This is a genomic window from Cognatishimia sp. SS12 (assembly GCF_028369055.1).
Classification (GTDB): Bacteria; Pseudomonadota; Alphaproteobacteria; order Rhodobacterales; family Rhodobacteraceae; genus Cognatishimia.
In genome coordinates, this window is record NZ_JAQNCZ010000003.1 from 302077 (window position 1) to 316728 (window position 14652).

The window sequence follows — 14652 nt, forward strand, 5'->3', positions numbered from 1 at the left end:
GCTTCTGAACGCCCCAGAACCGTGAATCCACTTGACCTTTTGGGCCGACCTCTGTTGAACCACCCTGAGTCAATGTGCCGGACCCGTCCGATGGATGGGGCACGGCATTTGAAACGGAATTGGTCAAGAGCGCCCGCAGCATGCGATGCGCGCTCAAACAGACAGGTGGCCCAGCAAAATGGACAACAACAACAAGAACCTCATTCTTGCAACCGCACTCAGTTTCATCGTGATACTGGTCTGGTTTGTACTTTTCCCGCCGCCCGAAGCGCCGGTTGAGGATCTGACAGCAGCAACAACAGCAGAAGTGGCCCCAGTCGCCACCGCGCCTGTGGCTGCAACACCCGCCACAACGGCAACGACGGGCACCACAGCGACCACCACAACTGCCGAGGCCAATGTCGAAGCGCCGCGCGTAAAAATCGAAACCGCGCGCCTGAACGGCTCCATCTCGCTTCAAGGCGGGCGCATCGACGATCTGTCGCTGAAAGATTACCGCGAAACGCTTGATCCGGGATCGGACATCGTGCACCTCTTTGTGCCGCGTGGCACGCCGGGCAGCTATTATGCGCTGTATGGCTGGGCCCCCGGTGCTGGCCTGAGCCTGGATGCCGTCCCCGGTGCCAATACCATCTGGTCTGTCGAACAGGGTGACGCGCTGAATCTGGGCAGCCCGGTTACGCTGGTCTGGGACAATGGCGCGGGCTTGACCTTCCGCCGTGAAATTTCGATCGACGAAAACTATCTCTTCAGCATCAAACAATCGGTTCAGAACTCCTCGGATGCGAGCGTCTCGCTGGCCCCTTATGGTATTCTGGCCCGCCATGGTGAGCCGCTGGAGATGAAGAACTTCTTCATCCTGCACGAAGGCCTTGTTGCCATGTCCGATGGCGAACTGACCGAAGCAGATTATGGCGATATCGCCGACTATGATTTCAACCAGCTCGAAGGCGCGCGCGCCGAGGTGACGCAGGTCTCCGAAAACGGCTGGATCGGCTTTACCGATCATTACTGGATGTCCGCGCTGGTGCCAGCGCCGGGCAGCCCGTTCAAATCGGTGGCAAAATACGACGAGCGGCGCGATATCTACCAGACAGAGGCCGTGCTGCCGACCCAAACGCTGGCTGCCGGGCAATCGGTTGTGGTGGAAAGCCAGCTGTTTGCCGGCGCCAAGGAGTGGGCTGCCATTCGCGCCTATGAAAAAGCGGGCATCGCTGGTTTCCTTGATTCCATTGACTGGGGTTGGTTCTTTTTCCTGACGAAACCCATTTTTGCGGTTCTGCACTGGCTCAATTCGGTCATTGGCAACATGGGTTGGGCGATCATCGCGCTGACCGTGCTGATCAAGATCATCGTTTTCCCGCTGGCCTATAAATCCTATGCCTCGATGGCGAAGATGAAAGAACTTCAGCCGCAGATGGAAAAGATCAAGGAAAAGGCTGGGGATGACCGTCAGGCCATGCAAAAGGCGATGATGGAGCTTTACAAGACAGAAAAGGTCAACCCGGCCTCAGGCTGTCTGCCCATCCTCATTCAGATCCCGATCTTCTTCTCGCTCTACAAGGTGATCTTTGTAACGCTTGAGCTGCGTCATGCGCCATGGATCGGCTGGATCAAGGATCTGTCGGCACCGGATCCGACCTCGATCCTAAACCTCTTTGGCCTCTTGCCCTACAGCACGCCAGAACCTGGCTCGATCTTCTTTATCGTCAGCCTGGGCATTCTGCCGATCCTGCTGGGTCTGTCGATGTGGTTGCAGCAAAAGCTGAACCCAGCGCCCACAGACCCGACGCAAAAGATGATCTTTGCATGGATGCCATGGATCTTCATGTTCATGCTGGGCAGCTTTGCCAGCGGTCTGGTGATCTACTGGATTGCCAACAACACCATCACGTTCACCCAACAGTACCTGATCATGCGCAGCCATGGGTACAAACCGGACGTGTTTGGCAATATCCGCAACGGCTTTAAGCGCAAAGCAAAGGCCTCTGACAAGTGACGGCGGTTTCAGCCCTTTGGCGACATCCCATCAAGGCACATGGCCGCGAACCCCTTGAGCGCGTTGCGCTCAAGGCCGGTCACTGCATGCCTTGGGATCGTCACTGGGCTGTGACCCACGACGCCACCAAGGCAGATGGCTCTGCTTGGGCGGCCTGTATCAACTTCTCGCGCGGGGCCAGTGCGCCGCGCCTGATGGCCATGACGGCATGTCTGGATGAGGCAGCGCAGCGCATCACGCTGTCTCACCCCGATCTGCCGGATCTGACCTTTTCGCCGGACACCGAGGCCGCCGCCTTTGTGGCATGGGTGCGCCCGATCATGCCGCCCGAGCGGCGGCAATCCACCGGCATACTGTCGGTGCCCGGCACCGGCCTGACCGATTCAAAATACCCGTCGCTGTCGATCATCAACAGCGCGACCAACGCGGCGCTTGGCGCGGTGTTGGGGCAAGACCTGTCGATGGACCGCTGGCGGGGCAATATCCACGTCACAGGCCTGCCCGCCTGGCAAGAGTTTGACTGGGTCGGGCGGCAGCTGCGCATTGGTGGTGCCGAATTTGAGGTGCAGGCCCGCATCGAACGCTGCGTCGCCACCGAGGCCAATCCTGAAACCGGCCTGCGCGATGCAGAGACCCTCAAAGCCCTGCGCGACACCTGGGACCACCAGGATTTTGGCGTAAAAGTCATTGTCACCAAAGACGGCGAAATCGCCATTGGCGACACAATAGAGGTGCTGTAATGCAACTGCCCTTCCCGATCATCGAAGAACCGGACGACGCCAGCCGCGAAAAAGGCCGTAAACTGTTCGTGGGCAGCAATGCCGACTTTCTCAAGGGCGTTGTCGCCATGGACGGCCTGCCCCCGGACGAACGGGTGGAGGTGTGTTTTGCCGGGCGCTCCAACGTCGGCAAATCCAGCCTGATCAATGCGCTGACCGGGCGCAAAGGGCTGGCGCGGGCGTCAAATACGCCTGGCCGCACCCAGGAAATCAACTATTTCACGCTGGCAGAGAGCCATTTCCTGGTTGACCTGCCGGGCTATGGCTTTGCCAATGCGCCGCTTCCGGTCATCGAAAAATGGCAACGCCTTCTCAAACGATATCTGTCCGGCCGCGTCGGGCTGCGCCGCGCTTTCGTGTTGATCGACAGCCGCCATGGCGTGAAGAAGGTCGACGAGGAAATCATGTCGCTGCTGGACAGCGCGGCTGTGACCTTTCAGGTTGTGATGACCAAAGCGGACAAGGTCAAAGAGAAAGACCGCGCCAAGACCTTGGATCAGGTGCGCGGCGCATTGGCCAAACACCCGGCGTCCTTCCCGGAAATCATTGTGACATCCAGCGAAAAAGGCTGGGGCCTAGAAGCGATGCGCGCGCTGATCGCCAATCTTCCCTGACATCAATCTCCGCTTGGAACGATGTCCCAAACTGACTAACACGTCTGGTCAAAAGGCTCAGAGGATGAAAACACAGAACATGAACCGCGATTGGATTGCCACCGCCCGCACATTGTCCCAGGCGCTGCCCTACCTGCAACGCTACACCGGCGCGATCGTTGTGATCAAACTGGGCGGGCATGCCATGGGCAGCGATGAGGCCATGGATGAGTTTGCCCGCGATGTTGTTCTGATGCAGATGGTTGGTATTCACCCTGTTGTGGTGCATGGCGGCGGCCCGATGATCAATGCCATGCTGGACAAGCTGCAGATCAAATCCGAATTCGTAAACGGCAAGCGCGTGACCGATGCGGCCACCGTCGAAGTGGTGGAAATGGTGCTGTCAGGCACCGTCAACAAACGCATTGTGCAGGCGATCAACCGTCAGGGCGGCAAAGCGGTCGGCCTGTCGGGCAAAGACGCCAACCTGATGCTGTGTGAACAGACCAACCCGGATCTTGGCTTTGTCGGCACCCCGGCGCAGATGAACCCCGAAGTGCTGCATGACCTCTTTGCCAAAAACACCATTCCGGTCATCGCCCCACTGGGTGCGGGCAAGGATGGCGAGACCTTCAACGTCAATGGCGACACCGCAGCGGGGGCTGTGGCCGCTTCGCTGAATGCAGATCGCCTGCTGCTGTTGACAGATGTCCCCGGGGTCAAAGGGGCGGATGGCGAGGTTGTGACAGAGCTGAAGTCTGCCCAGATCCGCGAGATGACAGAGGCTGGCGTCATTGCCGGCGGCATGATTCCAAAAACCGAAACCGCACTGAATGCCATTGATGGCGGCGTGCGCGCGGTGGTCATTCTGGATGGACGTGCACCCAACGCCTGCCTGCTGGAGCTGTTCACAGAACATGGCGCAGGCTCACTGATCCGGGGCGATAGCTGACCAGCTTGTGAAGCGGCGGCAATTGACAGCAGCCGGGGCCGAGATACCTTGGGCCTATGGAGCATGAAGTTCTCATCCGGCTGAGCGTTTTTTTTGGCCTTTTCATCCTTTTGGCGACGGCAGAACATCTGGTTCCGCGCCGCACCCCCACCGAAAGCCGGCCGCGCCGCTGGCGCACCAATTGGGGTATGTCCCTGCTGAACACCGGGGCATTGCGCCTCTTGGCGCTGGCCTTGCCTGCATTGGCGGTGGGGGCGACGCTGGATGCGGCGACACTTGGATGGGGGCTGTTTCATATCTTGGATTGGCCAAGCTGGGTGGAGCTTCTGCTTGCGATCCTGATCTTTGATTTTGCCATTTGGCTGCAGCATCTCGTCACCCATAAGGTGCCGCTTTTGTGGCGCTTGCATCAGGTGCATCACGCGGATCGCGACATGGACGTGACAACCGCGATCCGCTTCCACCCGATTGAAATTGCGCTGTCGATGGTGCTCAAGATTGGGCTGGTTTATCTGATCGGACCCAGCGCGCTGGCGATTATCCTGTTTGAGATCCTTCTGAATGGCACGGCCATGTTCAATCACAGTAATATCCGCCTGCCCCTCGGGTTTGATGCGGTCCTACGCCGCATTCTGGTGACGCCCGACATGCACCGCGTACACCATTCGGTGCATCGCCAAGAACATGACAGCAATTATGGGTTTTCCCTGTCGATCTGGGATCGCGCCTTTGGCACCTATATCCCGCAACCCGCGGCCGGACATGAGGGCATGACAACCGGCCTGCGCTGGCAGGACGAACGTCCAGCGCGGCTGGGCTGGAGCCTTGCCCTGCCCTTCATGCGCAAACCAAAATAGGAGGCCCCAATGCCCAAACGTCTGATTCTGGTGCGGCACGCGAAATCAAGCTGGGCGCATGATCTGGCCGATCATCGCCGCCCCCTGAATGCCCGCGGTCTGCGCAGCGCGCCGCTGATCGGCGACTGGCTGCGCAAGAATGGCTATGTGCCTGATGTGCTGCTTTGCTCCAGCGCAGAGCGCACGAAACAAACCTGCGACGGTTTGGGGTTTGACGATGTGGCGCGGGCGGAAAAAGATACGCTCTACCTCGCGTCCGCAGAAAAGATGCGTAAGGTGCTGTCCGCTGCTGACGGCCCCTGCGTCTGTCTGATCGGTCACAACCCCGGAATTGCAGATCTGGCGCACCGGCTGGTGGCCACGCCCCCCGCGCACGACCGATTTGCCGACTACCCGACCGGGGCAACCACGGTGATCGATTTTGACGTTGAAGATTGGTCTGAAGTCACATTTGGCAGCGGTGAGGTGATTGGTTTCACCACACCGCGCGATCTTGAATAACAGCGCGCCTCAGCTGCGCATGAAAAAGCCCCGCACTTGGCGGGGCTTTCTTGTCTTTGTCGCTTGGCTTAGTGGCCGAGGATCTGGCTGAGGAACAGCTTGGTGCGTTCGCTCTTGGGATTGTTGAAGAACTCTTCCGGTTCGTTCTGCTCAACAATCTGACCTTGGTCCATAAAGATCACGCGGTTGGCAACCTGACGAGCAAAGCCCATCTCGTGCGTCACGCAGAGCATGGTCATGCCCTCTTCCGCCAGTTCGATCATGGTGTCCAGCACTTCTTTGATCATCTCTGGGTCAAGCGCAGAGGTTGGTTCGTCAAACAGCATGATGCGCGGCTTCATGCAAAGCGAGCGCGCAATGGCCACACGCTGCTGCTGACCACCGGACAACTGCCCCGGATACTTATGCGCCTGATCCGGAATCTTGACCTTTTCCAGGAAGTGCATCGCTGTTTCGATCGCTTCCTTTTTGGGGGTCTTGCGCACCCAGATCGGGGCCAGTGTGCAGTTTTCCAGGATCGTCAGATGTGGGAACAGGTTGAAGTGCTGAAAGCACATGCCGACTTCGGAACGGATCTTGTCGATGTTCTTCAGATCGGATGTCAGCTCTGTGCCATCCACGACAATCTGGCCCTGTTGATGCTCTTCCAGAGCATTCAGACACCGGATCAGCGTCGACTTACCCGACCCCGAAGGGCCCGCAATAACGATACGCTCGCCGCGGTTCACGGTGAGGTTGATATCACGCAGCACATGGAACGTTCCGTACCATTTGTTCATGCCGTTGATTTGAATTGCGATCTCATCAGAGACCTGCATTTTGGAGCGATCGATTTCGCGTTCAATTGCTAGTTCAGACATGGTGTGAACTCCTTAACGGTGATCTGTGGCAAGACGACGCTCCAGCCACTGTGAATATTGTGAGATGCCATAGCAGACGATGAAGAACAGAAGCGCGGCAAAGCCGAGAAGCTCCCAATAGACGCCATTCCATTCGGTGGACGCCAGAATAGGGCCCCGGATCATGCCGACCAGGTCGAACATCGAGATAACGGAAACCAGTGTGGTGTCTTTGAACAGACCCACCGCGACGTTCACGATGCCCGGGATCGAGATTTTCAGCGCCTGCGGCAGGATGATCAACCGCATGGCCTGAGGATAATCAAGACCAAGGCTGTCCGCTGCTTCGTACTGACCTTTTGGCAAGGCGGCCAGGCCACCCCGGATCACCTCGGCGATATAGGCTGCCGAGAACATAGTAATCATGATCACAACCCGCAGGAACAAGTCCACGGTGCTGTCCGGTGGGAAGAAGTACGCCAGCATGACCGAGGCCACGAACAGCAAGGTGATCAGCGGCACACCACGGACGAATTCAATGAAAACGACCGAGATCCCCTTGATCAGGGGCATGTTCGACTGACGCCCCAATGCCAGGGCAACGCCCAATGGCAGGGACAGCGACACACAGGTCACGCCCAGCATCAGGTTCAGCATGAAGCCGCCCAGATCGCGGCTCGGAACCGGGGAAAGCCATGCATTCTCAGATGCGGTTTCCGGGATCAAAGCGCCGCCAATAATCCAGATGGCAAAGGCAGCGGCAATCGCCCCGAAGAACCCGGCGGCAAAGCTTTTCATCGACAGCGTCTTGAAGGTGTAGCCACCGGCCACAAAGCCCAGAAGCGCCACAAGCGGCCCCAGGATTGTGCCCCCCCAAATCAGCCAGAAGGCGATGAATGGGTAAAGCGCCGTGAAGATCAGCATTTTGCGCGGCAAATCAAAGAACATCACCGGCGCAGCGGCAAAGGCCAGCAGAACCAGCGCAAGGTTTGGACGCCAGTAGGAATCGACCGGGTATTTGAACCCATAGAGGATCTGGTTCCAGCGTTCACTCAGAACCGAAAAACAGGCGCCGGTTTTGCCCTGAAGGACTTCGCGGCATTCGGTCAGCGATGATGTTGTCCAAACACCATTTGCCACCCATGGCACAACCTGCATCAAAACCGTGTAGATCAGCCAGATGGTAACGATGGTCAAAATGGTGTTCGGGATGCTCGAAAAGAGGTTGTCCTTGATCCATTTTGACGGCCCGATCGCACTGGATGGGGGCGGAGATGGCGGAATGGTTTCGGTTTGTACAAAGGCGATATCAGTATTCATATCAACGCTCCCTCAGCTTAACAGCGTTGTTGTAGAAGTTCATAACAACGGAGATCAGCAGCGAAATCGTCAGATAGAACAACATCAGAAGCAGCACGCATTCAATCGCGCGGCCGGTCTGGTTCAGCGTGATGCCGCCCAGGGTCGCGGTGATGTCGGCATAGCCCACTGCAATCGCCAGAGACGAGTTCTTGGTGATGTTCAGATACTGAGAAATCAGTGGCGGAATGATCACGCGGAGCGCTTGCGGCAGCACCACGAGGTTCATGACCCGGCTCTGACGCAGCCCCAAAGCAGAGGCGGCCTCGGTCTGGCCTTTGGAAATCGCCTGAATACCCGCGCGCACGTTCTCTGCGATAAAGGCACCTGTGTAGATCGACAGTGCAAACCACAGCGCAATCAGCGGGCCACCAACCTTGATGCCTCCCTGAAAGTTGAACCCTTTCAGCGCCGGCACATCCCAGGTCAGACCCATGATGAGCATCAGCAGGACAAAAGGGACAAACCAGATCGCAAGGTTGATGAACAGGGTCGAAGGACGCTCACCGGTTTTCTCTTGCTTGGCTGTCGCCCAGGCCGCCACGCGGCGCGTCGCAAACCAGGACCCGATCAGAAACGCAATCACCAGCAGCCAGTTGAGGCCAGCGCTGGCAAACAGCCCGCTCTCAAATTGTGGGCTTGGGATATAGATCCCGCGGTTGGTGAATGCAAAAAGATCAAGCACCATGCTGGAGGTCGCATTATCGCCGCGGAATGCGCGTGGCCCCGGCAGTACCGCTGTCATGATGGTGAAAATGATGATGATCCAGATCAGTACCGGAATATTGCGGAAAATTTCCACGTAAACCGACATGACTTTGGCCACGAGCCAGTTGTTGGAAAGGCGCAGAACACCTGCAATCACACCAAATACAGTGGCGGTGAGACAGGCGAAAAACGCAACCAACAGGGTGTTCAGAACCCCGACAATGGCGGCGCGCAGGTGGGTGGATTGACTGTCATAGTCGATCAGAACTTGGTTGATGTCATACCCGGAGGTATCACCCAAGAAACTGTAGGAAATATTCAAACCCGCAGCGCGCAGGTTTTGAATGAGGTTGTTTCCCAGAAACCAGAATGAAAGAGCAAGGACAAGCGCAGCGATCACTTGAAATGTAAGTGACCTGTAGCGCGTGTCGTAAATCAGCATAGACAGCCGAAACGACTCCTTCGGAGGGTCGGTAAGTGTAGACATTAGAGATTCCCCGTGATTTCGATCGTCTTTTGTTTGGTTTATATGCGCCCGAGGCGCGCGATCGAATTTCAGTGCCGGTATAGTGAATGGGGCGCAGGCTTGCGCCTACGCCCCAAACTTTAGGCTATTAGCGTACTGGTGGAGAGTACTGCAGACCACCTTCGGTCCACAGTGCGTTCAGACCACGTGCCAGACCAATTGCGGACTGGCCACCCAGGTGACGCTCAAAGCTTTCACCGTAGTTGCCAACAGCAGAGATGATGCGGACCGCCCAGTCGGCGTCCAGACCCAGCATCTCGCCCATGCTGCCTTCGTGGCCGAGCAGACGGTTGATTTCTGGGTTGTCAGTCTTTTCACCCGCCAGTGTGGCGATGTTTGCAGACGTGATGCCCAGCTCTTCTGCGGCTACGAGAGTGTTGTAGGACCAGCGTACAACATCTGCCCACTCGTCATCGCCGTGGCGAACGGTTGGGCCAAGCGGCTCTTTGGAGATGATGTCACCCAGGATGGTGTGATCACCAGGAGTCTCAAAAGTGGCGCGTGTGGAGGCCAGCTGCGAAGCGTCGGTTGTGAAAACGTCGCAAGACCCTGCCAGATACTGCTGCTGAGCTTCAGCAACGGTTTCGATTGGCACTGGCTCATAGCTGATGTTGTTGGAGCGGAAGAAATCCGCCAGGTTCAGCTCGGTTGTGGTGCCGGTTTGGATACAAACGGTTGCACCGTCCAGTTCCTTGGCAGAGGACACGCCCAGTTCCTTTGGAACCATAAAGCCCTGACCGTCATAATAGTTCACACCAACAAAGGTGAACTTCAGGTCTGCGTCACGGGACAGAGTCCATGTGGTCACGCGGGACAGCATGTCGATCTCACCAGCGGACAGCGCGGTGAAACGAGTCTTTGGTGTGGTTGGTACAAATTCTACCGCAGTGGAATCGCCCAAAACGGCCGCGGCAACAGCACGGCATACGTCAACGTCAAAACCTTCCCAAACGCCTTCAGCGTTTGGTGCGGAAAAGCCGACAACACCGGTCGTTACACCGCAGTTCAGTTTGCCACGGGCCTTGACGTCATCAAGAGTGCCAGCAGCAGCAGCACCGGCGGACAAGCAAGCAACTGTCGCGGCACCAAAGATTACGGATTTTTTCATATTTACCTCTTCCTGAATTGCCGCCCCTGTTAGGGCGGTCGCCCTTCTATTTCTAGAATGGCTTCATACTGGTAGGGTTCTCGCCCCCTCAGCGAGGGCAGTTTGGGCGGATTCATTGGAAAAGGTCAAGGGCGCCATCAAGGTTTTTGATGAATTCTCAAAAACTGCCTGCGGCGAAAAATTCGCGCACAAATATGCTTAATCGTTACACTTTTTATAGAAATCATAGGCATGTAAAAACGCCTGACGCTTGGTTTCCGCAAGGGAAGTTGCCTCTTCGTCTTTTCCCCATTGCTCTTCTTGCCAAGCTTCGTCAACGCGCGAGCGCTGCCAGATATCTTCCGAAGGCAAAAATTCGCGTGTGGCCGCGAATCCCAGAACAAGCGATCCGGTCAGGCTCACCAAATCGTGAAATGCGGCCAGTTCAAATGGGGAAAGCGCGTGCACTTGTTCTCGCAGCGCCGCAAGCGCCGCCGCATCCTGTTCAAGGAACATCACACCAGCAGTGGACTTCAGCCGCGCCCCCAAAGTTTCGGCCGCCCAATCCAACACCTCGTCCCACGCAGCAGCTTGGCGCGCGACCAGCCCCTCGGGCGCCTCTGCACGGTAACACAGCAGATCGGTGCCACCGTATTCCGCAAGCATATCCGCGACGGCCGCATGTTGCGGCGTGACCTTATCCAATGCTGAATTGGCTGTGCGCGTGTAGGGCAACGCCAGGGGATCGATCTCATCACCCTGCGCCTGCCATTCAGCAACAATCGCCTCGGCCAGCGCTTTGCTTGGCACAACAACCGGGGTCTTGGCCGGGGTTTTCAGGCCGCGCCCATCAAGCTCAATCACATAGCCACTATCGCTCTCACGATAGCCCGCCGCGCTCCAGAACCGTTTTTTGACTTCCCAATTGGACATGACTTACCCCCAGACCGAATTCAGCACATCGTGCACTTCTGCAAATTTGGAAATGACGACATCCGCCGCCGTCAGCTGCGCAGCGTGGTGATAGCCCCAGTCAACGCCAATCGCAAACACACCCGCAGCTTTGGCCATTTCCATGTCATAGCTGGTATCGCCGACCATCACCGCACGGTCCGGGCTGACGCCCGTTTCATTCAAGGCCTCCAGAACCATGGCCGGATGCGGTTTTGACGGGTGGTGATCCGCCACTTGCTGCGTCACGAAATATTTGCGCAGGCCATGACCGTCCAGCAACTTGTCCAATCCGCGCCGCGATTTCCCGGTGGCAACACCCAACAGCGTTTCGGGGTCGGCATGCAGCTGATCAATGACCGCGCGTGCACCGGGAAACAGCGGGCTGCTTTCGGCGCTGCCCTTGGTTTGCCGCAAATGCATATAGGCAGATTTATAACCCTCAACCAACGCCGCATGCTGCGACGCTGACCCATGCGGCACAAGGTTGGGAAATATCACCTCTAAAGATAGTCCCACCTGCTGCAAGATCGCCTCGCGCTCAGGCACCGGCAGACCCACCGAGTCAAAGCTCAGCGACATCGCCCCCAGAATGTCGGCCTGGCTGTCCACCAAGGTGCCATCGACATCAAAGAGAACCAGCCGCAGATCACTCATTGCAGTTCCTCAAACGGATCTTCCGCCGCCATGTCGGGCGTCCAGTCAAAGGTTTCAAACGTGTGTTTCATATGATCGGGCAAAGGCGCATGAATGGTCAGGACCTGTCGCGTCGCCGGATGCTCAAAGGAAATGGTGCGCGCGTGCAGGTGCAGCTTTTTGCTGATAATACCACCCAACTGTGCGCCCCAGCCATCGCCCAGGTTTTCTTGACCGGAGCCACCATATTTACCATCGCCGGCAATCGGGTGGCCGATCTCGGCCATATGCGCGCGCAGCTGATGGGTGCGCCCGGTGATCGGTTCCATCGCGACCCAGGCCGCGCGGCTGGCCACACGATAGAGCGTCGCATATTGCGTAATCGCCCGCTTCGCCCCCGGCGTGCTGGCGACATCGCGCGGATGCAGCGCAATCATCTTCTCGCCTTCGCCGTGTTTGCCGCGACCCGGTGCCTTCACGAGGCCAAATTTGATTTCACCCAGATAGGGCGTTGGCACGCCAGCAACGACGGCCCAGTAGATCTTGCGCGTGGCGTGGTGGCGAAAGGCGGCTGTCAGATCGCTCGCCATCTTGCGGCTGCGCGCCAGCACCAGAACCCCGGAGGTATCCTTGTCCAGCCGGTGCACCAGACGCGGTTTTTCTTCGTAGCCAAATTTCAGCGCCTCAGCGAGCCCATCGACGTGGCGCGTCTGTTTGCTGCCGCCCTGGGTTGGCAGGCCCGCAGGTTTGTTCAAAATGATGATGTCATCATCGCGGTAGATCACGCAGGACTGAATCAGTTTCTCATCCGCCGCCGAAATACGCAGGGTGCTCTGTGGTTTGGGCGCATAGAAATCCGGCACCGGCGGGACGCGCACGCTCTGGCCTTCGACCAGCCGCGTCGCCGGTTTGACCCGCCCGCCGTCGATACGCAATTCGCCCTTGCGGCACATTTTCTCAATGCGGATCTGATTGAGCTGCGGAAATTTCGCTTTCATCCAGCGGTCCAGCCGCATATCGGCGTCATCCGCTGAAACCGTGATATTCTGTACGCCACTCATGCCCATATCCCCCGCGCGATCCAAAGCCCCACGATCAGCGCCATCAGCGCGCCCACCACAGAAATCAATACATAGGCCGCCGCCGCGCTGGCCTGCCCGCGTTCATAAAGCGTCACCGCCTCAAGCGAAAACGCCGAAAATGTTGTGAACCCGCCCAGCAGCCCGGTCATCAGCAGCGGACTGAATTGCATCAGTCCACGCTTGGCCAGATACACCGCCAAGATCCCCATAACGAGGGAGCCGAAAATATTGACCGTGATCACACCCAGGGGAAAGCCAGGACCAAACAGACGCAGCGCGCCCAGTCCGGTTAGGTATCGCAGGCATGCGCCCACCGCGCCCCCAAGCGCCACATATACGAGATTCAGTATCATCCGGGTCTGTTACGCTTCCCCCCGGCACAAGGCAAGCGAAAGCCCACGCGCCCTGTCAGCGCGCGCGAACACCGGGCGAAAGCGTCACGCTATGACCTGCAATCATTGGCGATCTTGGCGTTTTTCGCGCAGCTTTGCAAAGTACTCATGCCGCTTTTTGAGCTCGCGTTCAAAGCCGCGCTCAACCGGTTCGTAAAACGCCGGGCGCTGCATGCCCTCGGGAAAATAGTTCTGACCAGAAAAGCCATCCTCGGCATCATGATCATAGGCGTAACCTTTGCCATAGCCCTGCTCATCCATCAATTTCGTGGGTGCGTTGAGAATGTGTTTGGGCGGCATTTGTGAACCGGTTTTGCGCGCCGACGCGCGGGCGGCCTTATAGGCTTTGTAGACCCCATTGGATTTTGGCGCGAGCGCCAGATAGACCACCGCATTGGCCAGCGCCAGTTCCCCTTCGGGGGAGCCAAGCCGCTCGTAGGTCTGCCAGGCCTGCAGGCAGACCGCCTGCGCCTGCGGGTCTGCGAGGCTGATGTCTTCCACCGCCATGCGCACAAAGCGCCGCGCCAGATAGCGCGGGTCCTCGCCCCCCTCCAGCATACGCGCATACCAATAGAGCGCGGCATCCGGGTCAGAGCCGCGCACCGATTTATGCAGCGCCGAAATCAGGTTGTAATGTTCTTCGCCGTTCTTGTCGTATTTCGCTGCACGGCGCATCAGACGTTTGGCGAGTTGCTCGGGCGTGAGCGGTGCCGCCACTTTCCAGGCGGCAATCTGCTCGACCAAATTCAGCAGCGCGCGCCCGTCGCCATCGGCCATTTCAAGCAATGTCTCGCGTGCCTGCGCCGCCAGCGGCAAGGGGCGCGACAGTTCCGCCTCAGCGCGTTTGGTCAAGGCCTCAAGATCGTCAAAGCCCAGCCGCTCCAGCACCAGCACCTGCGCGCGTGACAACAGCGCGGCGTTCAGCTCAAAGCTGGGGTTTTCCGTGGTCGCGCCCACCAACAGGATGGTGCCATCTTCCATATGTGGCAAAAACCCATCCTGCTGCGCCTTGTTGAAACGATGGATCTCATCCACGAACAGCAGCGTGCCATGACCGTTCTGTCGCCGCAGCTTCGCCGCTTCAAAGACTTTGCGCAATTCGGGCACGCCGGTGAAAATCGCGCTGATCTGCACGAAATGCAGATCGGTTTCCTGCGCCAGTAGCCGTGCAATTGTGGTTTTGCCAACACCGGGTGGCCCCCAGAAGACGAGCGAGCTTAGTGCGCCCGAAGCCAGCATGACCCCCAAAGGGGCTTCCGGCCCCAGGACCTGCTGCTGGCCAATCACATCAGACAGCGATTGCGGACGCAGCCGATCCGCCAGTGGCCGGGGGGCGGTGTCGGTTGCGGGGCCATCAGGCGCGGGAGAATCTGAAAAGAGGTCGGACATAG

Annotated in this window: 15 protein-coding genes; 6 read left to right on the forward strand and 9 right to left on the reverse strand. The window is 58.0% G+C overall.

The window, feature by feature from the left end:
- The first annotated feature begins 178 nt into the window (after window positions 1-178).
- From yidC to N6L24_RS08590, 6 genes are all read left to right on the forward strand, one after another.
- The gene (yidC, locus tag N6L24_RS08565) at window positions 179-1999 is read left to right on the forward strand and encodes a membrane protein insertase YidC (protein WP_271844256.1); all 1821 of its coding nucleotides are present in this window, start codon (window positions 179-181) and stop codon (window positions 1997-1999) included.
- A complete protein-coding gene (locus N6L24_RS08570; protein WP_271844257.1) occupies window positions 1996-2739 on the forward strand; it encodes an MOSC domain-containing protein in 744 nt (247 codons plus the stop codon). The genes yidC and N6L24_RS08570 overlap by 4 nt, the downstream gene beginning before the upstream one ends.
- Entirely contained in the window at window positions 2739-3392 is a 654-nt protein-coding gene (gene yihA / locus N6L24_RS08575; RefSeq protein ID WP_271844258.1) for a ribosome biogenesis GTP-binding protein YihA/YsxC, read from the forward strand. Before N6L24_RS08570 ends, yihA begins: the two co-directional genes overlap by 1 nt.
- 64 nt (window positions 3393-3456) lie before the next feature.
- Complete coding sequence (gene argB, locus N6L24_RS08580) at window positions 3457-4323, forward strand: acetylglutamate kinase (RefSeq protein ID WP_271844259.1); 867 nt, start codon at window positions 3457-3459, stop codon at window positions 4321-4323.
- A 56-nt stretch (window positions 4324-4379) separates the two neighbouring features.
- Window positions 4380-5180 (forward strand): sterol desaturase family protein, encoded by an 801-nt coding sequence (locus N6L24_RS08585; RefSeq protein ID WP_271844260.1) that lies wholly within the window; start codon window positions 4380-4382, stop codon window positions 5178-5180.
- A 9-nt stretch (window positions 5181-5189) separates the two neighbouring features.
- On the forward strand, window positions 5190-5681 hold the full coding sequence (locus N6L24_RS08590) for a SixA phosphatase family protein (protein ID WP_271844261.1): 492 nt from the start codon (window positions 5190-5192) through the stop codon (window positions 5679-5681).
- Between the two features lie 68 nt (window positions 5682-5749).
- Here N6L24_RS08590 and N6L24_RS08595 read toward each other — a convergent pair whose 3' ends face one another.
- From N6L24_RS08595 to N6L24_RS08635, 9 genes are all read right to left on the reverse strand, one after another.
- On the reverse strand, window positions 5750-6541 hold the full coding sequence (locus N6L24_RS08595) for an amino acid ABC transporter ATP-binding protein (protein WP_271844262.1): 792 nt from the start codon (window positions 6539-6541) through the stop codon (window positions 5750-5752).
- Between the two features lie 12 nt (window positions 6542-6553).
- Window positions 6554-7840, reverse strand: a complete 1287-nt coding sequence (locus N6L24_RS08600; protein WP_271844263.1) for an amino acid ABC transporter permease — start codon at window positions 7838-7840, stop codon at window positions 6554-6556.
- A 1-nt stretch (window position 7841) separates the two neighbouring features.
- On the reverse strand, window positions 7842-9074 hold the full coding sequence (locus tag N6L24_RS08605) for an amino acid ABC transporter permease (protein ID WP_271844264.1): 1233 nt from the start codon (window positions 9072-9074) through the stop codon (window positions 7842-7844).
- Window positions 9075-9201: 127 nt separating this feature from the next.
- Window positions 9202-10221 (reverse strand): amino acid ABC transporter substrate-binding protein, encoded by a 1020-nt coding sequence (locus tag N6L24_RS08610; RefSeq protein WP_271844265.1) that lies wholly within the window; start codon window positions 10219-10221, stop codon window positions 9202-9204.
- A 198-nt stretch (window positions 10222-10419) separates the two neighbouring features.
- Window positions 10420-11133: an ATP12 family chaperone protein gene (locus N6L24_RS08615; protein ID WP_271844266.1), complete on the reverse strand. Its 714-nt coding sequence runs from the start codon at window positions 11131-11133 to the stop codon at window positions 10420-10422.
- Between the two features lie 3 nt (window positions 11134-11136).
- Window positions 11137-11808 (reverse strand): HAD-IA family hydrolase, encoded by a 672-nt coding sequence (locus N6L24_RS08620; protein WP_271844267.1) that lies wholly within the window; start codon window positions 11806-11808, stop codon window positions 11137-11139.
- Window positions 11805-12848 (reverse strand): RluA family pseudouridine synthase, encoded by a 1044-nt coding sequence (locus N6L24_RS08625; RefSeq protein ID WP_271844268.1) that lies wholly within the window; start codon window positions 12846-12848, stop codon window positions 11805-11807. The genes N6L24_RS08620 and N6L24_RS08625 overlap by 4 nt, the downstream gene beginning before the upstream one ends.
- Complete coding sequence (crcB, locus tag N6L24_RS08630; protein ID WP_271844269.1) at window positions 12845-13222, reverse strand: fluoride efflux transporter CrcB; 378 nt, start codon at window positions 13220-13222, stop codon at window positions 12845-12847. The genes N6L24_RS08625 and crcB overlap by 4 nt, the downstream gene beginning before the upstream one ends.
- A gap of 102 nt (window positions 13223-13324) precedes the next feature.
- Window positions 13325-14650: a replication-associated recombination protein A gene (locus N6L24_RS08635; protein ID WP_271844270.1), complete on the reverse strand. Its 1326-nt coding sequence runs from the start codon at window positions 14648-14650 to the stop codon at window positions 13325-13327.
- Window positions 14651-14652 lie beyond the last annotated feature (2 nt).

Coding starts and splice junctions, on each gene's coding strand:
- yidC (WP_271844256.1), top strand. CDS start 179: ATGGACAACAACAACAAGAACCTCATTCTTGCAACCGCACTCAGTTTC.
- yihA (WP_271844258.1), top strand. CDS start 2,739: ATGCAACTGCCCTTCCCGATCATCGAAGAACCGGACGACGCCAGCCGC.
- argB (WP_271844259.1), top strand. CDS start 3,457: ATGAAAACACAGAACATGAACCGCGATTGGATTGCCACCGCCCGCACA.
- N6L24_RS08585 (WP_271844260.1), top strand. CDS start 4,380: ATGGAGCATGAAGTTCTCATCCGGCTGAGCGTTTTTTTTGGCCTTTTC.
- N6L24_RS08590 (WP_271844261.1), top strand. CDS start 5,190: ATGCCCAAACGTCTGATTCTGGTGCGGCACGCGAAATCAAGCTGGGCG.
- N6L24_RS08595 (WP_271844262.1), bottom strand. CDS start 6,541: ATGTCTGAACTAGCAATTGAACGCGAAATCGATCGCTCCAAAATGCAG.
- N6L24_RS08600 (WP_271844263.1), bottom strand. CDS start 7,840: ATGAATACTGATATCGCCTTTGTACAAACCGAAACCATTCCGCCATCT.
- N6L24_RS08605 (WP_271844264.1), bottom strand. CDS start 9,074: ATGTCTACACTTACCGACCCTCCGAAGGAGTCGTTTCGGCTGTCTATG.
- N6L24_RS08610 (WP_271844265.1), bottom strand. CDS start 10,221: ATGAAAAAATCCGTAATCTTTGGTGCCGCGACAGTTGCTTGCTTGTCC.
- N6L24_RS08615 (WP_271844266.1), bottom strand. CDS start 11,133: ATGTCCAATTGGGAAGTCAAAAAACGGTTCTGGAGCGCGGCGGGCTAT.
- N6L24_RS08620 (WP_271844267.1), bottom strand. CDS start 11,808: ATGAGTGATCTGCGGCTGGTTCTCTTTGATGTCGATGGCACCTTGGTG.
- N6L24_RS08625 (WP_271844268.1), bottom strand. CDS start 12,848: ATGAGTGGCGTACAGAATATCACGGTTTCAGCGGATGACGCCGATATG.
- crcB (WP_271844269.1), bottom strand. CDS start 13,222: ATGATACTGAATCTCGTATATGTGGCGCTTGGGGGCGCGGTGGGCGCA.
- N6L24_RS08635 (WP_271844270.1), bottom strand. CDS start 14,650: ATGTCCGACCTCTTTTCAGATTCTCCCGCGCCTGATGGCCCCGCAACC.